The organism is Bacillus sp. PK3_68 (assembly GCF_003600835.1).
Lineage (GTDB): Bacteria > Bacillota > Bacilli > Bacillales > Domibacillaceae > Pseudobacillus.
Genome location: NZ_NQYC01000001.1, coordinates 2,913,246 through 2,936,367, shown reverse-complemented (window position 1 = coordinate 2,936,367; position 23,122 = coordinate 2,913,246). Strand labels below are relative to the sequence as shown.

Genomic DNA, 23,122 nt, shown 5'->3' with positions numbered 1-23,122 from the left:
AAAAAACTATCATTCTAGAATCCATTACTACAGTTCAGGTGCTTAGTATGCGGGCCGGCGTATCTCTTTTACAAGCAGGACAGCCGCAACAAGAAGAATAACCATCACAAAAATAACAGCTACAGTTGAAATAGTAGAAATAAACAGGACAAGTCCTGCTACCTGAAGGACAGCCATATTCACTCCGATAAGAAAGCCTCTTTTATTGTCTTTGCGGCCAGCAATAAACATTTGCAATGTAATTAGATTAACAAGCAGAAAAAGACCGACTATTCTTATAAAAGGAGCGGAAAATATTCCTTCATTTTCCCCTGCACCATATAATATAAATGCCGCAATGGGAACAACAGACAGATTAATAATGAGAAAAGCCAGCCCCCACGTCAACCAAAACAAAACTTTATTCATGTTAAAAACTCCTCTTTTTATGCTCCAAGAGATGAAAATCCTCTTGTTTATTTTGAATCATTTATGATCGAGACTCAACCATTAAGCATGGAAATTTCTAAAAAATACAGGCTGCCTTGACAAAACTTTCTTCAAAAAGAAGAATAATAGGAAGAACATCGGGATAGGAGCGGCTAAAAATATGCGTGTGTTTGTCTATATTATTATCTTCTTTTCGTTTTTTGACTTGTTTACACAACTGCCGATTATGAGCCCCTTTGCAGAAAGCCTCGGTGCCACACCGTTTTTAACAGGGCTTGCTGTTGGCATGTATTCTTTCTCTAATACAATCGGAAATATCCTCTCCGGCTTCCTTACCGATAAAAAAGGGGCCTTTCGAGTATTACTGGCTGGCCTGTTATTTACAGGAGCGGCTTTATTACTCTATCATTTTGCTGTCGATGCCTGGTCACTGCTCGCTATTCGCTTTATACATGGGATGCTCGCTGGCTTGATCGTTCCTGCTGCGTTCACTTATTTAGCGAACGCAGCAAAAGAAGGAAAAAAAGGAAAAGGGGCAGCTATTTCTGGAGCATTTGTTGGTTTAGCAGCCATTGTCGGACCAGCATTCAGCGGCATCGTTGCCAGCCGGACGAGTGAAACGACTGTTTTAACCGTTACCGCCTTGGCTTTGCTCCTGTTAGGTGTACTTGCATTCTTCCTGTTGCGTACCAACAGGAGAGCTAGTGAAGAGAGTAAGCAAAATGAACAAATGAACGTGAGGGATTTCTTTAAAAATGCAGAAGTAGTGAAAGCATTTATCGGGGCATTCCTACTTATGTTTTCTCAGGGAGTGCTCGCCTATATGCTGCCGTTGAAAGTCATTCTTCTCGGCTACGATGCCCAGACGAGCGGAATGCTTTTAAGTGTCTTCGGGATCACAGCTGTTATGATCTTTCTTTTACCTGTTAATACAGTATTTGACCGTATCCAACCCTCATTCACGCTAGCATTTGGAATGGCAATGATGGGAATAAGCCTCGCCTTGGCAAGTCAAATTGAAGCCATTCAATTGCTTTATTTATGTATGGTACTATACGGTATTGGCTTCGCCTTTCTATTTCCTTCTCTTAATTCACTGCTCATTGGAGCCGTCACTCCTGATCACCGCGGAAAAGCCTATGGATACTTTTACGCCTTCTTTTCATTCGGTGTCGTTGCTGGCTCAGGAGTAATCGGCTGGCTAGCTTTTACAATAGCCCAAGGCTTTCTTTTTACTGGTATTTTATTAGTGGTTGCCGCTGTTGGCAGCTTGTTGAAAGAACCGCCCGTCATGAAAGAAAGTCAGTAAAGAATAAAGCGGACACCAGCATTCGCTGCCGCTACAGCAAATTGAGCGAGACCTGCTCCAGCTGCCAATCCCGTTAGGCTTCGTAAAAAGTTGTTGCTTGAACGCAATTTCCACTTTTGTGTGAAGCCGTCGACGAGCAACGGGAGGCAGGCGGCAACAGCTGCGACGAGAGAGGGCAGGAGTGGCCATAACGGCCCATAAATGGCTAGAGGCCCTGACAAAAGTAAGCCGATTAGCAAAAACATGCACCGGAAACAGACAGGGAATTGCCTTCCTTTTACAATTAGCGACCGCTCCGGCTTACGATGGCAAGGCATAAAACTTAATGTAAGAAGATCCATAAAAAAACTTTTCATGGTGAGCAATCCGGACTGCAATCGCAGTCTCCATCCTTGTCACAATCAAATCCTTTGAAGCTAAATACATTCGGCGGACAATCACAGCAATATGATAAGTCATCCCTCTTCCCCTTTTTTCTTCTGTACCAGAGCACCGTAAATACAAATAACGCAATGCCGATTATAAGCCAGCCAATCAAGATCATTCTTTCACTATCAGTTGGATTGGATACGAGTCCAGTAATGCTGCCAACCAGACAAATAATTGTTATTAAAAAGCTTAGAAAAATCATGTTCTCTCCCCGCTGTCCCTTGATCTATTTATCTATCTGAACAACTCCAATTTGACTTTATCTCTTCCTTGGAAAAACTGCAATTAGTTTTAGAGGAATTAAGATACACTTAACTAAAAAACAGTCCTGGGACGGGACTGTTTTTTTAGTGCAGATAAAGTCTGTTTTATATGTTTGCAGGCGGATTAAAAACGTTTGTCTTTCCTGGCGAGAAGCGAAGTGATCATGGAGTCATGAGCATCACAGACAAGCCAGCAACGAAGAAATCGAGCGTTTGCCAACAGCTTGAAACAGCCCTATCGTGGGACTATTTCATAAAACTATTTTATTTCCTCACCGACGATTTTTGCTTCTAGTTCAAGTTCTACTCCGAACGTTTCCTTTACTTTCTGGCGGACCATTTCAATGGTTGCAATATAATCAGCTGCTGTTGCATTGTTTTTGTTAATGATAAACCCAGCATGCTTGGTTGAAACTTCCGCTCCACCGACTCCTTTTCCTTGCAGACCGCTATCCTGAATTAATTTCCCGGCAAAGTAGCCTGGCGGCCGTTTGAATACGCTGCCGACAGATGGGTACTCCAGTGGCTGTTTTGATTCCCTTTGGAATGTAAAATCATCCATTTTTTCTTTAATTTCCGCCTGGTCACCAGCTTCAAGCGTAAAAACAGCTTCAAGCACGATATCTTTATTTTGGCTGATAATACTTGTACGGTAACCGAGTGCTAATTCATCTTTCTTCAACGTGCGAAGCTGGCCTTGCTGGGTCACTATTTTGACATGATCAATGACGTCCTTCACCTCACCGCCATAAGCGCCAGCATTCATCACCATCGCTCCGCCGATGGAACCTGGAATTCCGCAGGCAAATTCCAGTCCAGCTAAACTATGCTCATACGCTAAACGGGAAGCATCCTTAATATTTGCTCCCCCTTGAGCAATTAGCTGATTTCCTTCTACGCGAAGGGCTGCCAAATGCTTAAATTGCAATACAATTCCCCGAACTCCACCATCCCGGACAATTACATTCGATCCGTTTCCAAGCAAAGTAAACGGCAGTTGATGCTTTTCCTTTAAACGAATGACCTCAGCCACCGCTTCATATGTTTCAGGCATCACTAAAAAATCTGCTTTGCCGCCGATCTTTACTAATGTATGATCCTTCAACGGCTCATCACGCAGTACGTTTCTTTCACCACAAATGGTGACCAATTCTTTATAAATGTCTTCATTCAGCATATGTTCATACCTCATTACGTTTATCGTATTATTAAAAAATCCACCAGGAAGATACTATCCTTCCTCTCCTCCATTCTAATCAAAAAAACTATTTTGGAAAGGGAGACCGCCTTCCTACTTCGATCAACTCCTTTCTAATTATGGATGAACATCTCTTTTACTGCCTTTTTAACTTTTCCAACAACTGAAGCAATGATTAGATTCCGCTTATACTATATATTGATTAATTGATTCTTTCATGCCTTCTTTATCAGATGTTTTCTTTGTTTCATTATCTTCCTTTATGAGAACTTTCAAATTGCTTCAAATCCACCCGCCCATCTTTCGTAAACGGAACACCTTCGTCTTCCAGCAATAACCGCTGCAATTTCCGGGAATTATCATCTGGTACAACTATCTCCCCTTTAGCATTAACTACGCGATGCCAAGGCAGTTTGTACTTCTTGCTCATGGAATGTAAAATCCGAACCACCTGCCGGGCTGCACGCGGACTGCCAGCCATGCGGGCAACTTGTCCATATGTAACAACATATCCAGAAGGAATCTCTTTTAATATGCGGATCACCTCGATAGTAAAGGGTCGTAATGGCCCGTCACTATTCATTCAATCACCCCCACTTTAATGTCTTGCTCAACGGTTCGCCTGTAAAAAATTGTACAGCAAAGAGGCACGGTCTCAAAATGAATGCTGATGATTCGTTATTATTTTATCAGTTTTATTTCCCAAGAAATCTGCTTGTGAACTTTTATTTGTAATCCTCGACTGGTTATAGAGCTATTTTGTTCATTTCATCTATAATCGGGTACAGTAAGAGAAAAAGGAAAGGAGGCGTTGCTGGAATGAGACAGTTATTGCGATTCCTATATGGGATTGGACTTTTTGCTGCGGGTATTCTTCATTTTACACGAACGGCAGGGTTTCAATCGATCATCCCCCGTCAAATCCCTTTTAAAAAGGAGATTGTTTGGATTAGCGGTGTAATTGAAATGTTGTTCGGCGGACTATTGCTTTTAAACAAAGCGGTGACCGCTGTTTCAAGACTGCTGCCAACTTTTTTCGTTGCTGTATTTCCCGCTAATATTTATATGGCCGTTAAAAATTTACCGTTAAACGGAAAACAATTGCCCAAGCCGTTGTTATGGGGCCGTCTGCCGCTTCAATGGTTGCTTATAAGAGGAGCTAGAAAACTCGACCAATAAAAAAACTCTGTTCACTCCTTGCAAGTGAACAGAGTTTTTCTACTTTGAAGCACGATTGGTCTTTTTACTATTTGACAAACAAAAACAAATGTTCTATATTTTAACAAAGGAACATTTGTTCTCTATTGATAAGGGCTGATAAATAAAAATTGTGTTTCCCTTCCTACCTACTAATCAAATAAGCTAATTTATTCGAAAGGGCTGATTAATGATGCAATTGTATTTAGTTAACAGCATTAGAACCAATAATTTTAACGATGATCAAGTAATGGAGAAAATTAAAACGCTGTGGGAAGAGGCTTCCCGAAGTCTGGTAGACAATCAAAATTGTACTTATGGGGTTTATTATGATTATGAAAATAACTACAAAGGAGATTATTCATTAGGTGTCGGTATGGAAAGCAACGCAGAAACCGTATTAAAGATTCCTGCGAATGAGCTTTATCAAGTATTCAAAGTGGATGCAGCCGATGAACAAGGACTATTTAAGACCTGGAGCAAGATATGGGATTTAGAAGAATCAGGCGCCCTGCACCGAGCTTATACGTTTGATTACGAGAAATACTATCCCAGCGGAGAGATTGAAATACATATTGCAATAAAACAAGCACATCCCTAATCCAATAGCTAATTCTGTTTCTAGATTGATCTACAAACCAAATAGAGCTTCAGACAATACGAAGCTCTTTCTGTTTACCTATAGATGTAGTCGCCACACACTTACGTCAGTTTATTTTTAAAAAGCTCATTCGTCTTGGATAAATATACAAGCTCCTCATGTTGCTCTATTTGCTTTTCATATTCAGCATATTCACTTTTCTCAAGAGGCAGGCAGTCTATATGCTTATCATGAAATGGAAGAGATTGCTCGACCTGCAGAAAAAACGCTTCTTTTTTACAATGAGGGCAAGCCTGATCCGTATTCGCTAGCCTATCCTCTTGAAAAAGCAGCTCGTAGCGAACCAACTCCCTTTGGTATGTACGACTTAACCGTCCACAGTGGCTACACTCCCCTAGTTGGTTCAGTTCATTCAGCTTTGTCTTTATATTTGCTCTGGCGTCCAAGTGGCCAATGAAACGCTCCAGCGAACGATAGATCGTCCATCCGGCCATAGGCATTCCAATCAAGTAAATTAAAAGTGTTATGAACTGGTTCAACTTTATCTTCTCCTTCATTCAATAGATAGCGGAAGATCCAAAAGGGCTGTCCTCATTCATAATGGTTGTCTTTATTTAACAAAGATTCTGCCTTCATCATATCATATTCCCCTTCCTAAAAAGTAGGGAACATAAAACAAAAATTGCCAGCCTCCTAGAGAACTGGCAACCTTTGTCACTTAAGCAAGATCCGATACGCTTCTTTTAAGCCGGTCACTTGTAATGGGGTGTAAAGCTTGATTCATTCTTTCCATATCTTCTGAAAATACTCGATCTTTTTCTATACTTGGAACTATGCTGCGCAGTTGCTCCCACTTGTTACGAAGTTTTGGTGCTACTTTTTCTATGCCTTTATATTCTACCGCTTGCATAGCACAAATGCATTCAATAGCGAGCACACGGCGGACATTTTGAATAATCATGCTCGCATGACGGGCAGCGGTTGTTCCCATGCTAACATGGTCTTCCTGATTTGCAGAGGAGGGAATCGAGTCCACGCTCGCCGGGTGAGCCAGTGTTTTGTTCTCCGAGACAAGAGAGGCGGCTACATATTGCATAATCATAGCACCAGACTGGAGGCCAGGTTCCGGACTTAAGAATGGCGGCAAATCATTTAACTGTGGATTAACGAGCCGCTCAATTCGGCGTTCAGAAATATTGGCCAGTTCCGCAACAGCGATTTTCATAAAATCCATTGCTAGTGCAATGGGCTGTCCATGAAAATTGCCACCCGAGATTACGAGATCTCCTTCTTCAAAAATAAGCGGGTTGTCGGTGGCTGCATTCATTTCAATTTCCAGCTTTTCTTTCACATAATCAAGCGCCTGCCATGAAGCTCCATGTACTTGAGGAATACAGCGGATAGAGTAAGCATCTTGAACGCGCTTTTCACCCTGGCGTGTAATTAGCTGGCTGCCTTTTACCCATTCACTCATACGCTGAGCTACAGCAAGCTGTTGCGGGTAACCCCTTGCTTCGTGAATAGCTGGATGGAAAGCATCAATAATCCCTTCCAATCCCTCCATCGTCATAGCGGCAATCCATTCGCTATCATAAGCGAGCTGCTCGGCTTCCAGATAATTAATAACGCCCATCGCTGTCATAGCTTGCGTACCATTAATAAGTGCCAGCCCTTCTTTCGCTTGTAAAACAATCGGTTCAATACCTTTTTGCTTTAAAACGGACGCACAATCAACAGGTTCACCATTTTCCCCGTGCACTTTCCCCTCGCCAATTAGCACAAGAGCAAGATGAGAGAGCGGTGCCAGATCACCGGATGCTCCTAAAGACCCCTGTTGAGGGATGTACGGATGAATCGATTGATTAATAAGCTCTCCCAATGTTTCTACTAGTACCGGACGCACCCCAGAAAATCCTTTTAACAAGGCATTCAAGCGAAGTACCATCATTGCCCGGGAAACAACTTCCGGAAAAGGATGGCCGACCCCGCAGGCGTGGGAACGGATTAAGTTCAGCTGCAAGTCCTGTACGTCTTCTTCATTAATGATGACGTCACTGAATTTACCAAATCCTGTCGTAATCCCATAGATTGTTTTTTTCTCCGATACAATCCGATCGACTGCCAACCGGCTCTTTAGTACTCGTTCCATACTTTCAGCCGAAATGGCTACTTTCTCTTGATCAAAACAAATTCTTCTTAGCTGTTCAATTGTTAAAGAGCCTCCTGTTAATTCCACCATTTTCTTTTCCTCCTTTTAATTTTAAAACATAAAAAGAGGCGACGATGGCATATAAAGAATGAGCCATCATCACCTCCTAACGACTAGTTACTATAGGTCATGATTCATTGTATTCAATTAAACTTTTTACTGACACAGCCCGCACAGAAGGTTGATGCAACTAATTGCCCGCATCAGCTGCCTTCATTGCTGCTTGTGCTATTAATGTGTGGATGTACAATCGCTGGCCTCAGATCTTGTTGAACGGAGTAAGAATGCTTACCTTTTAAGGCGTACAGCCTAGTGAGGAGCAGCAAAGAACTTGTATGTGCAACCACCTAATTAAATGTGATTAATTCCAAGACCGATCGCCTCATGCTCTAACCCTTTTACAGGTGCGCCAATCGTGCCGTAAAAAGCGACGGCAATCCACTCTCCTTCGTTCGCTTGTTTATACGGCCTTCCCCGTACAACAGCAAAGCGAAGTCCGACCGTTCTCAACATTTCACCAATGGCCAGCCTGCCTCTTGTTACCCCTTCCAATGCTTCGAGAATAGCGTGATATAAAGCGTGGGTTTCCCTGTACACATCTTCCTCAATTAACTGATTTCTTTTTACTGCTGTCTCAACAGCCGAAATCACTTTCTGCGTGTTCATAGATCCTACTTTTCCCTGGCAGAAAGATACTTGATCAAATGCCGAATCAAACATGCGGCACTCTGTCTCATCGAGCATCGCGAGCAAGGTGGCAATTTTACCGATCTGTATCGTTTGTGACATTCAACCACCACCCAAATCTGAAAATAAAAAATATTCATTACTCACTTCCTATTATAATCTTAGTTGAAAATATCCGTCAATCATTAATTGGAAAATTTTAGCATACTACCATGTTATCATATTATCACGATAAAGCATGGCTAAAACAAAAAAACAAGCGAAGATAGCTGCTTTGAGCGTCTATCTTCGCTTGGTCTCTTCATCATTTCAAGTAATCTACCATAGATTCGGCTTCATTGTCATAAACCAGAGCATGAGCATTAATAAAAAGATATAAATCCATACAGACCGATGCAGCTTATTTACAAGCATCTGCTTATCGGCCCCCGGCTCATCAAATTTTCTCAATGTCGGAGAAAAAGCACGGGCGAGAAAGAATATAGAGCTGAACATGATAATAATTGTCATAACAACCCATGACGTACTCCATGGCCACGGCCCATTTATGATCAGCAAGGCTCCAGAGGCCACCAATACGTGTCCAGCGTGTTTAACCAGCCTGACAGAAGAAGTAAATACGTATATGTAGGCCTGTTGCGCATCCATCCCAGCTGTCTGCATTTTCTTAATTAAGACGAGCAGAACAAAAAATGGACCGATGGATGCGACGGCACTAAGAATGTGTGTATACAGAAGAAGCTGATAAACGATATTCATTTCTTAAAATTATTTCTGCACAGGCTGAAATTCATGAACCCATACCTTCATGCTTGGCACCCAAGGCATGCCGGGATGCATAGATAAAATCGATTCCTTGTATTCTTCGAGGCTTTCATATCCTTCTTGCCTTGCCTGCTCATCTGTTAATTCTCCAAGTGACTGCGAATACACACGCTCAATAACAAACTCCTTGCCTTCAAGCGTCATAATTTCACCAATATCCGCATATCTGCCATTACGGCGTGTAGCTGTTTTCTGTCCTTTTAACACTTTCTCAACATCCGCCGGAACTGTTACCAAGCGCTCAATCGTGCACGTTTTTGGGGGTAAATTTGTATTTTCATTTTGATTAGTCATTGGTACACACCACCTTTATTGATAGAATATCCCTTTATTATACTTTATGTCTAGAGAACTGCAAAAACAGCCACCTCTCTCCATGCCCCGCATGTTTGTTTTCGATACACGAATGGGTAAATTAACCAATAAGGAAGTATTCATTACAAATGCACGGTAAAACCAGGTGCTTCCTTGTCTTAAACATATGAAAACATGAGGGTAACTCCCTCTTTACTAACTTATCCGTTAAAGTGTATGGTTGCATAAAGAATCCGATTTCTGTTGATTTTTAAAATTACGATAAAAAACACAAAGGAAGAAGGAGATCGCATGCCGAGAGCAACTTTGAAAGAAATATTGGACTCCCTATCATCCATGAGCATCCGCATCACTTCTATAAGAGACCGGTTGCAATCTGTTGAAAAGAAAATAGAGGAACTTTCCTTAATAAACCTGGCCGACCGAAAACATAAAAAGTCTTAATGGAATACAGTGAAAAGAAAACTATTTAAAGGCAACCAGCAATGGGGGCAACCGCATAAACGGCCTTAAAAACGTTGCCGAAGATTCCCTTGGCTAGACGCCCGTAAACTTCTTTCAGTGATGTAACCACATATATGCTGGTTAATTAAAAGAGCGAAGCATGATATACTGAAGGAAATATTTACTAGGAGGGTGAATAATGAGATTAACTATTTATCTCGCTGGGGAAATCCATAGTGCTTGGCGTGAGGAAATCAAACAGAAAGCTGCAGCGCTCAAACTCCCTATTGACTTTGTCGGCCCAATGGAAGACCATGACCGTTCTGATTCTATTGGTGAAGAAATTTTAGGCAAGCAGCCGAACGCCATTTTTCGCGACGCAGCGGCATCCAGCTTTAACAACTTGCGCACAGAGGTGCTGATGCAAAAAGCTGATCTTGTCATCGCTCTATTTGGAGAAAAATATAAACAGTGGAATACAGCGATGGATGCAAGTGCCGCCATTACTTTTGGAAAGCCCCTTATTTTAATCCGTCCAGAATCTTTGCATCATCCATTAAAAGAATTGTCGAGGAAAGCCAGTGCGACCGTCGAAAGTGTAGATCAGGCAATGAAGGCACTTGCTTACATATTTGATTAAAAAATAAAATGCCTGCTCAGCAAATGTCTGGACAGGCATCATTTTTCCTCTTTAAATAACTGATTTCATTTCTTTTTTCAAATAGGCTAAAGTTGCTGCACCCAGCACTTTCGCTGCCACCAGCATGCCCCGCTCATCGATATTGAACTTTGGATGGTGATGAGGGTAGCTTGCTCCCAGTTCCGGATTTTGAGCCCCAGTAAAGAAGAACGCTCCCTTTACATGCTGGAGATAGTAAGCAAAGTCTTCCCCGCCCATTTGCGGCTCGCATTCATTAACTGCTGTCACACCGGGAACAGTTCTAGCAATGTCCATGACGAATTCGATTTCTTCCTTCGGGTTATCTGCTGCCGGATAACCCTTTTCGTATGCATACGTATATTCCACATCTCCGGCGACACAAGTGCCCACTATGATACGCTCTATTTCCTGCGCAATAGACTCACGTGTACTTTCTCTAAACGTTCTTACCGTGCCTGATAGCACAGCCGTATCAGCAATAACATTAGGTGCATTTTTCGCCACAAAAGAGCCAATGGAGAGAACAGCCGTATCAAGCGGGTCCACTCTTCGTGAAACAATTTGCTGGAGGTTACCGACAAGCTGAGAACCTATTACCACACTGTCTTTCGTCTGGTGTGGCTGTGCGCCGTGTCCGCCTTTTCCTTGAATTTTTATTTTAAAGAAATCAGCCGCTGCCATGATTGGGCCTGGACGGTATTCCACTGTTCCTACCGGTGCATTCGACCAGATGTGCTGACCAAAAATCACATCTACCCTCTCAAGGCAACCGTCTTCAATCATGGCAATCGCTCCCCCTGGAAGCACTTCCTCAGCATGCTGGTGGATAAATACAACATTCCCCGCTATTCCATCTTTCATTTCACTTAATGCTTTTGCAAGTCCAAGCAGTGTCGCTGTATGGCTGTCGTGACCGCACGCATGCATAACGCCGTCTACCTTTGACTTATAAGGCACATCGGTTTCTTCCTGGATCGGCAATGCATCAAAATCCGCCCGCAATGCGACCGTTTTTCCAGGCTTGCTGCCGCGCAAAGTTGCTACGACGCCGCGTCCACCCACTCCTGTTCGTACTTCGTTCCCTAATTTTTTATGATATTCAGCGATGTATTTCGGTGTTTCTACTTCCTGAAATGATAATTCCGGATACTCATGCAGATAACGACGGATAGCTATCATCTCATCAAATACCTCGTCTAATAATTGATATAATTTTTCCACCTACCCCACTCCTTTTAAAAAATAAAATCGTTTTATCCTGTTAAAATCAGGATGCTTGCCATAATAACGGATGCGACAATAACCGTTGTGAAGCCTCTGATAAGCATGGGTATTGGGATTCATATTTCATCTAAAATCGCCGGTCTTTTACTCTCGCTTCTCCCTGCTCTCCGGCTAATTTCAGCACGAAGAATAAAATCATCGGGAAAGCTAAATATAGATGTGAATACAACTGGGATTTCCTGTTAAAATTTCCCACTTAAACAGCTTGGAAACACCATAGCCACCGACTATAATGCCAAATGAATAGGCCCGCTCCATCATTTTATGTTCATAAAAGCCGCTATAAGCATCCATCAGTTCAGGAAGAAGAGTCCAGTTGCTATCATTCATTTTTGTCCATTGGTCTAACCCGGCGTGCAGGCACTGCCAATAAAGAATGGCAGAAATAAAATTACTTTACTCTGCTATCCTTTCGTCAGCCTGCTCTTCTTGTCCTCCTTTTCGGCAATCAGCCTCCCCACTACACTTTGCAATCAATTGGACATGCCCTCGTTCCTGCAATTTTTGCCAAGCAAGTAAAAAAGAACGCCAATCGCCTTCATCGCTGCCCAGCTTTGTAACATAGCGCAGGAAAAGAAAAAAGCTGATTGTCTATAGTAAGACATCAGCTTCTTCGTCGGCCTAATGGGCATCCATTGGACTTTATCTATAAATGTAGTCAATGATTTTGTTGAATAGAGACTGCTACCTTTAAAGCTTCCATGTAGCCTTTCGGCGTTTCAATTTCATAAACGGCATTGTTTTCCTGCCAGGCAACACGCTGTACGTGTTCTCCGCCCGTTTTGCTGATGTCCAGCATAACCATCCCTGCTTCATGCGGAACAGGCAGTGTATGTTTTTCCAAATATTGAACGACTTTTTTTGCTTCTGCTTCAAGATCGTCTCCTTGTTCCGTTAACGCTCGCATAGCCAAGGACCACCGGCCCTCATTCCAGCCGATGAACTGGGAACCAGCCCCCGCATCTTTATATCCTTTTATTCCGAAGCCAAGATCAACAGCTTCTCCTTCACTGTCTGAGTGATCTTGATAATTAATCTGCTTAGCCGCTGTGCTCATGCTATTATATTTCATTCCTCTCAACACAGCTACGTTCGCTTCTTCATTTTTCAAAGCACCATTATTGATCGGCACAGGCTCATTCATTTCAATAAATTGAATCGTATACTCATTGCTTCTTGAACTTGTTTTAGCTGTTAAATGGTGATCTACTGAAATATCCATGCTCTTTGGCAGTTGAACGGGTACGGTTGTGTGTAACTGCTTTTTTGTTGCTTGAATGACTTCTTCAGGAGTTAAGAGCTTTTGATCTTCCAAAGCACTTTTTTGTCCGCTGCTTATTGCAGGTGGTTGATCATTACCTGGATGGCTTTCTGAAGGTGACGGATCCTCTTGTCCTGCAACCGGAACCGGCCTTTCTTCAGTTGAACTGATCGAATTGCAGCCGGCTAATGTAACGATGAGTGACCCGCACAGTATGATACTTGTTCTTATTGGAATCCCCTCCTCGCTATAGTACTCTTTTCCCCGCAACTATTGGATAAAACGGTAAAAGCACATAGTTAAATTCTTGCTGCTTCTTGAAAAGGAACGTTTTCTTTTTTATAAACATACATAATTATTGCTTTACATGCACTGACAATGTCCGGTCCCTAATAAAGGTCCCTAGTTTTCTTTTCTATGTTTTGTTGTTAAACTAATTTATTGTATACATATTATTTTTAATAAAATTACGATGAGCAGGATGCTTAGTTGTCCAATAAAATTGGAGGAATGGTCATGCCAGAAACAAAAAAAGCATTGCCTATTTTATTTGTCGTTATGTTTCTCGTTATGGTTGGCTTTGGAATCATTATTCCTGTGCTGCCATTTTACGCAGAAAATATCGGCGCTTCACCTACACAATTAGGTCTACTTATGGCTGTGTACTCATTGATGCAGCTTCTTTTTGCGCCGGTGTGGGGCCGAATTTCAGATCGTATTGGCCGCAAACCTGTTATTATGATCGGAATTCTAGGATTGTCCCTTTCTTTTTTCCTCATGGGGTGGTCTTCTTCCCTTTGGATGCTGTTTGTTGCGAGGATCATCGGCGGCATATTATCAGCCGCCAATATGCCGACAGTAATGGCTTATGCTGCTGATATTACCACGCTGGAAGAACGCGGAAAGGGTATGGGCATTATCGGGGCTGCCACCGGTCTTGGTTTTATTTTTGGACCAGCGATTGGCGGTATTTTTTCAAAGACAAGCCTGAACATGCCATTTTATATTGCCGGTATTTCCTCACTGGTAACCTTCTTTCTCGTCCTGCTTTTGCTGAAAGAATCACTCCCAGCAGAAAAGAGAAAGGCAGGACATCGAGAAAAAAAGCCGTTCCGCCAAACTGTGCGTGGACCTGTATCTATTTTATTGGTCCTGCAATTCTTCATTTCGTTGTCCCTATCCGGCTTAGAAGCTACATTTGCCTATTACGGCGCTAAAAAAGCAGGGCTCGAAAGTGTAAATCTAGGCTATGTTTTTATGATTATGGGATTTGCCAGTGCCATTGTCCAAGGTGGATTAGTCGGGAGGCTAACGAAAAAATTTGGTGAAGGCATAGTTATTCAAATCGGCATTCTTGTTTCAGCCATTGGCTTCGGCTTAATCTTATTGGTCAACAACTTTGCGACAGCGGCTATTTTCTTAACGATTTTTGGAATAGGAAATGGAGTGATCCGCCCAAGCGTTTCTGCCTTGCTTACCAAAACATCAACAAGCGGCTACGGGAATGCCACAGGATTGCTATCATCGTTCGATTCACTCGGAAGAATTATTGGTCCTCCATTAGGCGGCTGGCTGTTTTCGATCATGATTGGCCTGCCATATATTTCAGGAATTATCTTGTCTTTCATCGCTTTTGCTGTCTATCGTTTCTATACGTCGCAGGCTAAAGTGCTTCATAATTAAAAAGAGCAGCCCTTCACCCATGAAGATGGGTGAGGGGCTGCTCTTTTTAATTCCCCTATATTTACTCTATCCCTGAGGGTCCACAGAATCCGGCTTTGTTTCCCCTCTCATATTATATAAAGGTAGAACACAGATCATACCGATAATAAACAAAACAGCTGCCGCTTCAAAAATAGCGGTGAGAGAGAACAAACCTTTTAGGAGGCCTGCTGCACTCATCGTTAATACCATCGAACCAGTAAACAATGGACTTAAAATCCCATTGACCCTGCCAATGAAAGCACCTTCTGTTCTTTGCAAAATCATCGTGTTAATGCCGATCTGGATACAAGGCATCATTAGCCCGTTAAAAAATTCAGCTATGAGTGTCAGCCAAAGGTTCGTAGATAACCCCATTACCGCCAAACCAATGGCGTTCGCAAGCATTCCGCAGATAAGAAGCTTTTGCGGAGCGACTGTTTTAGCAAAAACCATCACGCCTGCTCCACCTATAATCATGCCGATGCCATTCACCATAAATAGCCATTGAAGGTTTTCTTTGTGCAAGCCTAATTGCTCTGTTACGAGAAAGATCGAAAGCGGCTGAATAAACCCCATGCCGAGCCCTGCTGCCATAAAGCATAACCCCAACAAACTTAACTCTTTCTTTTTCAACACATATTGAATGCCGCTTTTCATTTCCTGCCATAAAGTTGTTTCTCTATTTTCTTCCTCCATGCTCCGGTCTTTAGGCAGAAAGCCGAGTGCGAAAGCCGAAAGCAAAAAAGCAGCGCCTGTAATAGCAATTGAAATGTTGATGCCAAAAGATTCAAAGACAAACGTGCCAACAATAGGGCCTAAGACCATAAACACGGCAAATAATGTTTGGTAGACTGACATCCCCGCCTGCATCTGCTCTCCGGCTAAGTGCATTTTAAATAACTTCATGCCCGACGGCTGAGAGAACTGTGAAAGAATCGCTGATATCAACGTGGCAAAAAATACCACCTTCCAAGTTCCCATAACAAGCGTTACCAGCACCGCAAATACAGATAAAGCACTTAAAATGTCACACCATACCATTGTTTTCTTTGGACTCCAACGGTCAGCAAACGCGCCTCCAATAAATGAAAAAATAAAAATCGGCGCAAACTCTGCTACTGAAATCATTGAAACTGCAAACGGGTCACCATTTGTCTGCTCCATAACGAACAGTAGAACAGCAAAATTCCGTATCCATATACCGATCTGTAAAAAAAGACCTGAAATAATAATCGCCTGAAAAACACGGTTCCGAAATAAATTAGGCGATGGCTTTATTTCAGCTTGATCACTTGCCTTGTTTGAAATGTTTTTTTCCAAAATAAAAACCCCCTCAGAGAGTTTCTGAACAGGAGGAAATCAGTACAATACAATGTCAAACAGGACATGATATCCCTAATGGAAGAGACACAATGATCTTGTTGGTTGTATAAAAATGTACAAACTAATCCTATTCAGAAAAAATTTCGTATACTCATTAACGATTTTTTCTTAAAGAATAGGATTAATAGATCATAGTTTCAGGTCCACCCTTCCATTTTTGTTAATAATATCTTAATCGATACGCTTTATTAAGGCAAGGATTTTCCTGAATAATCAAAACAAAAAATCAGTTCTATAAAAAAGAAGCTATCCACAGCCAACAAGCATGGGCTAGGACAGCTTCTTTTATTCAGCTAGCAAGTCAAGTGTATCTTTCGGTCGTTCGTTCACATCTGCTTTTCTTGTAGTGGCAGGATACGCTTCATTAATCATGGCACCGAAGCCCTGCTCGCGAAGCAGCTGAACGACCGCTGGAATAATCGGTTTTTCATTATCAACAAGGTACTTTGTTTTTGTTTAATCATGGCATCAAACGCTTTGCTGCGCGGAATATCTACTTCCGCAAAGATATTTTGGCTCAACAATAAATCCATCAGAGTTAAGTTTTCATAATCATTGCCACCAAATTTGCCATTGCCGTTATATTGATACCAAAGGTCGCCGTTCGGACGAGCCCAGTTTAAGTTCTCAACCCCTGCTTTTAATTGCCGGGCTGTTGTTAAATAAGCATTATTTTTCGTCTGTTTATACGTTTCAAGTAAAAATCTCATTTCACCAAGTGTGTGATTAAGTGAGGCATGAGTTCTCACTTTCGGCCCATCAGCCTTATAATAATCAGCAATTAAATAACTTGATGCCGTCACTGGAATAATATTTCCAAGCCCCTTTTGCGAGACAAGAAAATCGGCATAACGCAGATTCGCTCCTTTTAGCTGTGAAATATTTAAAGATTCGGCTGTGTTCTTAAGAAATAAAGCGGCATTTTCATTATGGCGGGTATCAATGTAAGGAGCTGTAAGACCATACTGCTCTTTGAGCCCTGAGCTTGTATACTCGGTTTCAAAGATAGGGTTTTCACCAGCAGTCAATGCTCCCCCGGAAAGAGTATCAAGATCGGCCAGTGAATTAACAACGAGATCACGAAGGTAACGCTCCTTATTCTCATTATAAACGGTTAGGTAAACGCCTCCTTGTAGACGCCCTACATTGCGTCCATATCCCATTTGATGAGCTGGATCAATAGACCAAGGCAATTTTGTGTAGGCTCCATCCGCTGTGAGCCAGTTATTAATAGAACTATACTCTGCGATTGTACGTTTGAACCAGTCGTCCCGGTTACTTGCATTTTCAAACAGCGGTTTGCCTGAGAGCAGCAGCCATGATTCAGAAATGGCTTTTCCTCTTACTTCCATGTTCATTTGGGCAGTAATCGTTTGCTTCGCTGTATCCTCGACTACTTCATAGCTCTCTTTTTCATCAAGCAGCTCTCGAATAACAGATCTTTGTCCGTTTGAGTAGTTCGTCTGTCGTTGGAGAGAAATATAATTTTTACCGATCATCATTTCATTTTTTAATGTTGTCCCGTTTTTCACCGATAGGATACCAACAGGATGGGAGGTTTTATCAACACCAAATACAGAGTGATGTGATTGATTAACCGTTCCGAATGAAGAGTATTTTGCTATCGAATGTTCATTGGCTTGCTCAAATGGCAGGCTAACAGAAGCGGAATACGTATCGGAACCATTGTGAATAAATTTCGTAAATACAAATGTATCGCCATTATCAAGCTTGCGCAATGTGACTTGAAGGGAGCCAAGTGGTTTAGATACCTGCCCTAAATAATAATAGTAGTGGCTATCTGTAGATAAAACATGATCATCCATCACCTTTTTGTCGTATATAAGCGGGACACCTTTCGTATTCATCCTCACCTTCACAGACTGCTGATCATTAACAGGAATGACGACCTCCTGGTTATCTGAAGGCTGCGGTTTCTGTTCACCACCTAGCAGATCGAGCTTGTCCATCATTCTATATATGAATACAACAGCTTCTCCACGTGTAGCTACCTTTTGTGGTTCAAATCTATTATCGGCAGTTCCTTTAATTAAGCCATAGTAACTCATTCGCTCAACAGCGCCATATGCGTATTTTCCGATTTTCGAGGCGTCTGTGAATGTGAGTGGCTGTCTTTTTGTATAATCGCCTTTCAGCTGCATCGCCCGATCCAGCATAGCAGCAACATCTGACCGTGTCACCGGTGCATCAGCAAGAGCTAACCCCTTGGCATTTCCACTAATCAAGCCTGCTTTCTTACCAGCAGCTATTTCCTTATAAAGACGGCTGCTGGCCGGCACATCCGGAAATGCTGATTCACCCGCTGGCAAATCTAATGCACGGACTAAATAAGCAACAAATTGTCCTCGTGTCACCTGAGTATACGGACGAAATTTTCCATCTTCATAACCGCTAACGATTCCCATGCTATTAAGTGTCTCAATCTCCTTCTTCGCCCAATGACTGTCTATATCGGTGAGGGATTGGGCAGAGGCATGGATGACGAAGGTAAATATAATGAATAAAGCAGCCAGACTACCTACAACTCTTCGCATAATAACTCCCCTTTATGTCTCTAGTTAACTAGTACAGAAAGATTATATCATAAGAGAAAATTTTACAGTCGGTGATTTCAAAGGCTAGAAAAGGCAAAATAGTAGCTATTCCCTCAAGTATCTATAGATAATAAAGTTATTGAATTTTGATTAAAAAGGATAAGAGCCTTACTACATTCTATGCGCAGTAAAGCTCTTTAAAGTTGTTGCAAATTATATCCACCTGCTTATGTAATACTTAAAAAATGAATAATGAAGTTGTTTACTTCTTATTGAGCTAACGCTCCAGATGATTTAACCCAAGACATAAAAAGAATAATCTCAGGAGCTACCTGTAACGTAACATAGTTAGACTACTAAATTATTTTGAGTAGTTTTTATATACTTAGTAAATATATAGCGAACTATTGGCCCTATAATAATGATTTGCAAAGGTAATGCTACTACAAAATTCCTGAAAAACACGGAGAAAAATTCCTTAATAACCGAGTTGGAAGAAAAACCATTATGGAAATAACTTGTCACCAAACCGTAAATGGACATGAAAAAAGCCATTCCAATAACCATACATGTGGATATTGTTAGAACCTTATATAGCACATTTGTTGTATTTGCTGTTAATCTATAAGCTACTTTTTTAGCTAGAGGTCCTACTAGGTACAGGTCAAGAATTAATGCAACAATAAACCCTATAAGAAAATCCGTTATTCCTCCCAAGAAAGAAATTTGTCCAAATGCATCATTAAGGTAAAGGTTATAAAGAGTCATAAAAAGCACCATTCCAAAACACATGATTAAACCAAAATAGAGGCTTTCTTTTCTAGTAATTGGCATATGTTAACACTCCTTTCTGTTAATAGAGTCAGTATATAGATTTCACAAATTCTTCGTAAGTGACAACTTTGTGACGGCTGTATAGAGAATAAAAATATTTAATTAATGAACATGATGAAAAAGGTTCTAAACTGGAAAGAAGTAAGATTGTGAATCAACTATTATTTATGTTAGTAATTGCAGTTGTTTTTATATAATTGATCGGTTGAGTACAAAAGAACCGATCAATGATTTTAAAAATATGGAAGAAGGATGTTTAAACAACTTTATTACCTCTGCACATCAAGGGGCTTTCTTGCCATCCCTCCAACCACTATCTCAGCATGAATACTCTCTTTCTCTCCATATCTATTCAACAAAAAAGAACCTCTCATAAAAGCTAGGCTTTTTGAAAGGTTCTTCTTGATTAGTTCTTATCGTGTCAACAATGTTTCACGTGAAACATTCCTTCTATTCGGAAAACACATGTGCATTTACATTAGCCTTTGTCTGTTTGCCACTTACTACTCGCACGCCTTTTTTCCAGACAGAATGAACATGATTCACACCGAACAAATATTGCAGCTCCTGATAATTCTTTACGTTCCATAAGACCACGTCCGCCTGCTTGCCAGCTTCCAATGAACCAATTTGTTTTTCTCGGTTAATCGCGCAAGCGGCATTATACGTAGCAGCTGTCAGGGCTTCTGCCGGCGTCATTCTCATTGAAATACAGGCTAAATTCATCACGAGCGGCATGGAAGTGGTCGGTGAGGACCCTGGGTTGCAGTCTGTAGATATAGCAACAGGAACGCCCGCATCAATCATTTTTCTTCCTTGCGCAGCTTCTTCACGTAAATACAAGGCCGTTGCCGGAAGAAGACAAGCAATCGTCCCAGCTTTCGCCATCGCTTCTATGCCTTCATCCGAGGCTTTCAACAAGTGCTCTGCAGAAATGGCCCCTACTTTGGCTGCCAGTTCAGCTCCACCATAAGGCTCAATCTCATCTGCATGTATTTTGGGAATGAGTCCGTACTCTTTTCCCGCCTCCAATATTCTTTCAGATTGTTCTGGGGTAAACACACCCTTTTCGCAAAATACATCGTTAAACTCTGCCAGCTTTTCTGCCGCTACAACAGGAAGCATATCATTAATGAGATGCTCGACAAACTCATCTTCCCGCCCCTTGAATTCTGGCGGGACAGCATGGGCACCCATGAATGTCGGCACGAGATCAATCGCATGCTGCTCCTGTAATTTCTTCATTACTCTTAATTGCTTTAATTCTGTTTTTATATTCATGCCATACCCGCTTTTGCCTTCTACTGTAGTTACCCCATGTTCTAAAAATGAGTTCAGCCGGCAAATGGTTTGTTCCATTAACTCGGCCTCCGTTGCTTCCCGAGTCATCCGGGCAGTCGCATGAATTCCTCCGCCTGCATTCATAATTTCCATATAAGTAGCGCCTTCCAGACGCATTTCAAACTCGCGTTCACGGCTTCCCCGTAAACAACATGTGTATGGGGATCTACAAGCCCTGGGGTAACCAAATGGTTCGAGGCATCCAAGATGTCCGCTTGAGCTAATTTATCTTTATAGCGCTCTTCCAACTCCTCCGTTGTTCCCACAGCTTGAATTATTCCATCTTCAATCCATAAGCTGCCGTTTTCGATTAACCCAAGATTGGAAGCATCCTCCTTGGAACGGGGCCCTTTCACGTCTGTAGCCAGAGTCGCGAGCTGTGCCGCATGTTTGATCCAGATTGGTTTTGTCATCACTGATCCCCTCTCTCAAGCATTGGCATGTGAATGCCTTTCTCACGTGCTGTTTTCTTTGCAAGCTCATAGCCGGCATCGGCATGACGTACAACCCCCATGCCCGGGTCAGTCGTTAATACCCGCTGAAGACGCGCTTCTGCTTCTTTCGTACCGTCCGCGACAATAACAACGCCGGAATGCTGGGAGTACCCCATGCCAACCCCGCCGCCATGGTGAAGCGAAACCCATGTCGCCCCTCCAACCGCGTTAACCATGGCATTTAATAGCGGCCAATCCGAGACAGCATCTGATCCGTCTTTCATCGCTTCTGTCTCACGGTTAGGAGACGCCACCGATCCGGAATCTAGATGGTCGCGGCCGATGACGATCGGTGCTTTTAATTCTCCGCTTGCCACCATATCGTTCAAGATTTTGCCGAAGCGGGCACGTTCTCCGTAACCGAGCCAGCAAATCCGGGAAGGAAGCCCCTGGAATTCGATTTTCTCCCGTGCCATGCGAATCCAATTGCACAAATGCTCATTGTCCGCAAATTCACGTAAAATCGCCTCGTCTGTTTTATAAATGTCCTCCGGATCTCCTGATAACGCTGCCCAGCGGAAAGGCCCTTTTCCTTCACAGAACTGCGGACGGATATAGGCAGGGACAAAGCCCGGGAAGGCAAACGCATTTTCCACACCCTCGTCTTTAGCAACCTGGCGGATGTTGTTGCCGTAATCAAAAGTGATCGCGCCTTGTTCCATCATGTCAAGCATCGCTTTCACGTGAGTCGCCATCGATGCTTTCGAAAGCTTCACGTATTCTTCTGGATTCGATTCCCGAAGCTTAGCCGCTTCTTCTAAGGACATATTCACTGGAACATAGCCGTTTAATGGATCATGAGCTGATGTTTGGTCCGTCAAGGCGTCTGGAATAAAGCTGCGGGCAATCATCTTCGGCAGAATCTCTGCTGCATTGCCAAGCAGGCCGATTGATAAAGCTTTACCTTCTCTTTTTGCTTCTTCCGCCAAACGGATGGCTTCGTCCAATGAGTTCGTTTTCACGTCTGTATATCTTGTTTCAATTCGGCGGTCAATTCTCGTTTCATCTACATCGATAGCAATACAAACACCGCCATTCATGGTCACAGCTAGAGGCTGAGCACCACCCATGCCACCAAGTCCTGCCGTCACCGTGATTGTATGCTTTAACGTACCGTTGAAATGCTGCTTCGCCAGCTCCGCGAAGGTTTCATATGTGCCTTGTACAATTCCCTGGGAGCCAATATAAATCCAGCTTCCCGCCGTCATTTGGCCGTACATCATTAACCCTTTTTGGTCAAGCTCATGGAACGTGTCCCAGTTGGCATAAGCTGGCACAATATTGGAATTGGCGATCAATACACGAGGAGCATCGTTGTGTGTTTTAAACACCACAACGGGTTTTCCTGATTGGATGAGAAGTGTTTCATCGGCTTCAAGCTTTTTCAGCGTTTCAACAATCGCATCAAATGCTTCCCAGTTACGGGCAGCTTTCCCGATGCCTCCATAAACGACCAGCTTATCGGGATGCTCCGCTACATCAGGGTCTAGGTTGTTCATCAGCATGCGTAAAGCGGCTTCTTGTTGCCACCCTTTTGTGTGTAATTCCGTGCCTCGGTAACGGATTACTTTTTCCTTTGAAATCGTATTCATTTCTTCAACCTCCTTGATTTGTTATCTTTATTCTATAGTGAAAATTCTGATACTTTTTTATGAATTATTTTTTATTTTATATTTTATTTACAAAAAGTTTATGTTAA

General features: G+C 42.3%; 22 protein-coding genes and 1 pseudogene. 6 read left to right on the top strand and 17 right to left on the bottom strand.

All coding sequences use genetic code 11. From position 1 onward, the window contains the following. Positions 1 to 42: 42 nt before the first annotated feature. Positions 43 to 408 carry a hypothetical protein gene (locus CJ483_RS14940; RefSeq protein WP_120035962.1) on the bottom strand — a complete coding sequence of 122 codons (366 nt, stop codon included), beginning with the start codon at positions 406 to 408 and terminating at the stop codon, positions 43 to 45. Between the two features lie 181 nt (positions 409 to 589). On the opposite strand from CJ483_RS14940, the gene CJ483_RS14935 reads away from it, so the two are divergent. Further along, positions 590 to 1,738: an MFS transporter gene (locus CJ483_RS14935; RefSeq protein ID WP_120035961.1), complete on the top strand. Its 1,149-nt coding sequence runs from the start codon at positions 590 to 592 to the stop codon at positions 1,736 to 1,738. On the opposite strand, the gene CJ483_RS14930 is transcribed toward CJ483_RS14935, so the two are convergent. The 4 genes from CJ483_RS14930 to CJ483_RS14920 form a co-directional block, all read right to left on the bottom strand. Beyond that, the gene (locus CJ483_RS14930) at positions 1,732 to 2,055 is read right to left on the bottom strand and encodes a DUF2085 domain-containing protein (protein WP_259455809.1); all 324 of its coding nucleotides are present in this window, start codon (positions 2,053 to 2,055) and stop codon (positions 1,732 to 1,734) included. The two genes, CJ483_RS14935 and CJ483_RS14930, sit on opposite strands and share 7 nt — an antisense overlap. Then, positions 2,039 to 2,197, bottom strand: coding sequence for a hypothetical protein (locus CJ483_RS24565; protein WP_182917065.1), 159 nt, complete (start codon positions 2,195 to 2,197; stop codon positions 2,039 to 2,041). Before CJ483_RS24565 ends, CJ483_RS14930 begins: the two co-directional genes overlap by 17 nt. Before the next feature lie 492 nt (positions 2,198 to 2,689). Next, a complete protein-coding gene (gene murB, locus CJ483_RS14925; RefSeq protein WP_120035959.1) occupies positions 2,690 to 3,607 on the bottom strand; it encodes a UDP-N-acetylmuramate dehydrogenase in 918 nt (305 codons plus the stop codon). A gap of 271 nt (positions 3,608 to 3,878) precedes the next feature. Beyond that, complete coding sequence (locus CJ483_RS14920) at positions 3,879 to 4,211, bottom strand: MGMT family protein (protein ID WP_120035958.1); 333 nt, start codon at positions 4,209 to 4,211, stop codon at positions 3,879 to 3,881. A 236-nt stretch (positions 4,212 to 4,447) separates the two neighbouring features. Between CJ483_RS14920 and CJ483_RS14915 the strand changes: the two genes are divergently transcribed. After that, positions 4,448 to 4,807, top strand: a complete 360-nt coding sequence (locus tag CJ483_RS14915; protein WP_120035957.1) for a DoxX family protein — start codon at positions 4,448 to 4,450, stop codon at positions 4,805 to 4,807. 208 nt (positions 4,808 to 5,015) lie between these two features. Then, on the top strand, positions 5,016 to 5,426 hold the full coding sequence (locus CJ483_RS14910; protein WP_340851470.1) for a GyrI-like domain-containing protein: 411 nt from the start codon (positions 5,016 to 5,018) through the stop codon (positions 5,424 to 5,426). Between the two features lie 101 nt (positions 5,427 to 5,527). Here CJ483_RS14910 and CJ483_RS14905 read toward each other — a convergent pair whose 3' ends face one another. From CJ483_RS14905 to CJ483_RS14885, 5 genes are all read right to left on the bottom strand, one after another. Beyond that, a complete protein-coding gene (locus tag CJ483_RS14905) occupies positions 5,528 to 5,965 on the bottom strand; it encodes a hypothetical protein (RefSeq protein WP_120035956.1) in 438 nt (145 codons plus the stop codon). A 179-nt stretch (positions 5,966 to 6,144) separates the two neighbouring features. Further along, positions 6,145 to 7,665 (bottom strand): histidine ammonia-lyase, encoded by a 1,521-nt coding sequence (gene hutH / locus CJ483_RS14900; protein ID WP_120035955.1) that lies wholly within the window; start codon positions 7,663 to 7,665, stop codon positions 6,145 to 6,147. A 321-nt stretch (positions 7,666 to 7,986) separates the two neighbouring features. After that, the gene (hutP, locus tag CJ483_RS14895) at positions 7,987 to 8,424 is read right to left on the bottom strand and encodes a hut operon transcriptional regulator HutP (RefSeq protein WP_120035954.1); all 438 of its coding nucleotides are present in this window, start codon (positions 8,422 to 8,424) and stop codon (positions 7,987 to 7,989) included. A gap of 216 nt (positions 8,425 to 8,640) precedes the next feature. Continuing rightward, positions 8,641 to 9,075, bottom strand: a complete 435-nt coding sequence (locus CJ483_RS14890; RefSeq protein ID WP_182917165.1) for a hypothetical protein — start codon at positions 9,073 to 9,075, stop codon at positions 8,641 to 8,643. Between the two features lie 15 nt (positions 9,076 to 9,090). Further along, the gene (locus tag CJ483_RS14885) at positions 9,091 to 9,441 is read right to left on the bottom strand and encodes an ASCH domain-containing protein (RefSeq protein WP_120035952.1); all 351 of its coding nucleotides are present in this window, start codon (positions 9,439 to 9,441) and stop codon (positions 9,091 to 9,093) included. Positions 9,442 to 9,753: 312 nt separating this feature from the next. On the opposite strand from CJ483_RS14885, the gene CJ483_RS24560 reads away from it, so the two are divergent. Both CJ483_RS24560 and CJ483_RS14880 read left to right on the top strand, forming a co-directional pair. Continuing rightward, positions 9,754 to 9,906 (top strand): hypothetical protein, encoded by a 153-nt coding sequence (locus CJ483_RS24560; RefSeq protein ID WP_182917064.1) that lies wholly within the window; start codon positions 9,754 to 9,756, stop codon positions 9,904 to 9,906. A gap of 199 nt (positions 9,907 to 10,105) precedes the next feature. After that, positions 10,106 to 10,546 (top strand): YtoQ family protein, encoded by a 441-nt coding sequence (locus tag CJ483_RS14880; RefSeq protein WP_120035951.1) that lies wholly within the window; start codon positions 10,106 to 10,108, stop codon positions 10,544 to 10,546. A gap of 51 nt (positions 10,547 to 10,597) precedes the next feature. Here the strand turns inward: CJ483_RS14880 and CJ483_RS14875 are convergent, their stop codons facing one another. Beyond that, positions 10,598 to 11,788: a M20 family metallopeptidase gene (locus CJ483_RS14875; protein WP_120035950.1), complete on the bottom strand. Its 1,191-nt coding sequence runs from the start codon at positions 11,786 to 11,788 to the stop codon at positions 10,598 to 10,600. 721 nt (positions 11,789 to 12,509) lie between these two features. Further along, positions 12,510 to 13,166 carry a hypothetical protein gene (locus CJ483_RS14865; RefSeq protein WP_142927233.1) on the bottom strand — a complete coding sequence of 219 codons (657 nt, stop codon included), beginning with the start codon at positions 13,164 to 13,166 and terminating at the stop codon, positions 12,510 to 12,512. Between the two features lie 462 nt (positions 13,167 to 13,628). On the opposite strand from CJ483_RS14865, the gene CJ483_RS14860 reads away from it, so the two are divergent. Next, positions 13,629 to 14,795, top strand: coding sequence for an MFS transporter (locus CJ483_RS14860; protein ID WP_120035947.1), 1,167 nt, complete (start codon positions 13,629 to 13,631; stop codon positions 14,793 to 14,795). 66 nt (positions 14,796 to 14,861) lie between these two features. On the opposite strand, the gene CJ483_RS14855 is transcribed toward CJ483_RS14860, so the two are convergent. From CJ483_RS14855 to hutU, 5 genes and pseudogenes are all read right to left on the bottom strand, one after another. Next, positions 14,862 to 16,094 carry an MFS transporter gene (locus CJ483_RS14855; RefSeq protein ID WP_120038061.1) on the bottom strand — a complete coding sequence of 411 codons (1,233 nt, stop codon included), beginning with the start codon at positions 16,092 to 16,094 and terminating at the stop codon, positions 14,862 to 14,864. 473 nt (positions 16,095 to 16,567) lie between these two features. Beyond that, complete coding sequence (locus CJ483_RS14850) at positions 16,568 to 18,754, bottom strand: S-layer homology domain-containing protein (RefSeq protein WP_259455671.1); 2,187 nt, start codon at positions 18,752 to 18,754, stop codon at positions 16,568 to 16,570. A gap of 348 nt (positions 18,755 to 19,102) precedes the next feature. Then, positions 19,103 to 19,588: a DUF2798 domain-containing protein gene (locus CJ483_RS14845; RefSeq protein ID WP_120035946.1), complete on the bottom strand. Its 486-nt coding sequence runs from the start codon at positions 19,586 to 19,588 to the stop codon at positions 19,103 to 19,105. Positions 19,589 to 20,038: 450 nt separating this feature from the next. Further along, positions 20,039 to 21,342: pseudogene (gene hutI, locus CJ483_RS14840) on the bottom strand (imidazolonepropionase). Beyond that, positions 21,342 to 23,015: a urocanate hydratase gene (gene hutU / locus CJ483_RS14835; protein WP_120035945.1), complete on the bottom strand. Its 1,674-nt coding sequence runs from the start codon at positions 23,013 to 23,015 to the stop codon at positions 21,342 to 21,344. Before hutU ends, hutI begins: the two are co-directional and overlap by 1 nt. Positions 23,016 to 23,122: the final 107 nt, after the last annotated feature.

Coding starts and splice junctions, on each gene's coding strand:
- CJ483_RS14940 (WP_120035962.1), bottom strand. CDS start 408: ATGAATAAAGTTTTGTTTTGGTTGACGTGGGGGCTGGCTTTTCTCATT.
- CJ483_RS14935 (WP_120035961.1), top strand. CDS start 590: ATGCGTGTGTTTGTCTATATTATTATCTTCTTTTCGTTTTTTGACTTG.
- CJ483_RS14930 (WP_259455809.1), bottom strand. CDS start 2,055: ATGCCTTGCCATCGTAAGCCGGAGCGGTCGCTAATTGTAAAAGGAAGG.
- CJ483_RS24565 (WP_182917065.1), bottom strand. CDS start 2,197: ATGACTTATCATATTGCTGTGATTGTCCGCCGAATGTATTTAGCTTCA.
- murB (WP_120035959.1), bottom strand. CDS start 3,607: ATGCTGAATGAAGACATTTATAAAGAATTGGTCACCATTTGTGGTGAA.
- CJ483_RS14920 (WP_120035958.1), bottom strand. CDS start 4,211: ATGAATAGTGACGGGCCATTACGACCCTTTACTATCGAGGTGATCCGC.
- CJ483_RS14915 (WP_120035957.1), top strand. CDS start 4,448: ATGAGACAGTTATTGCGATTCCTATATGGGATTGGACTTTTTGCTGCG.
- CJ483_RS14910 (WP_340851470.1), top strand. CDS start 5,016: ATGATGCAATTGTATTTAGTTAACAGCATTAGAACCAATAATTTTAAC.
- hutH (WP_120035955.1), bottom strand. CDS start 7,665: ATGGTGGAATTAACAGGAGGCTCTTTAACAATTGAACAGCTAAGAAGA.
- hutP (WP_120035954.1), bottom strand. CDS start 8,424: ATGTCACAAACGATACAGATCGGTAAAATTGCCACCTTGCTCGCGATG.
- CJ483_RS14885 (WP_120035952.1), bottom strand. CDS start 9,441: ATGACTAATCAAAATGAAAATACAAATTTACCCCCAAAAACGTGCACG.
- CJ483_RS24560 (WP_182917064.1), top strand. CDS start 9,754: ATGCCGAGAGCAACTTTGAAAGAAATATTGGACTCCCTATCATCCATG.
- CJ483_RS14880 (WP_120035951.1), top strand. CDS start 10,106: ATGAGATTAACTATTTATCTCGCTGGGGAAATCCATAGTGCTTGGCGT.
- CJ483_RS14860 (WP_120035947.1), top strand. CDS start 13,629: ATGCCAGAAACAAAAAAAGCATTGCCTATTTTATTTGTCGTTATGTTT.
- CJ483_RS14850 (WP_259455671.1), bottom strand. CDS start 18,754: ATGCGAAGAGTTGTAGGTAGTCTGGCTGCTTTATTCATTATATTTACC.
- CJ483_RS14845 (WP_120035946.1), bottom strand. CDS start 19,588: ATGCCAATTACTAGAAAAGAAAGCCTCTATTTTGGTTTAATCATGTGT.
- hutU (WP_120035945.1), bottom strand. CDS start 23,015: ATGAATACGATTTCAAAGGAAAAAGTAATCCGTTACCGAGGCACGGAA.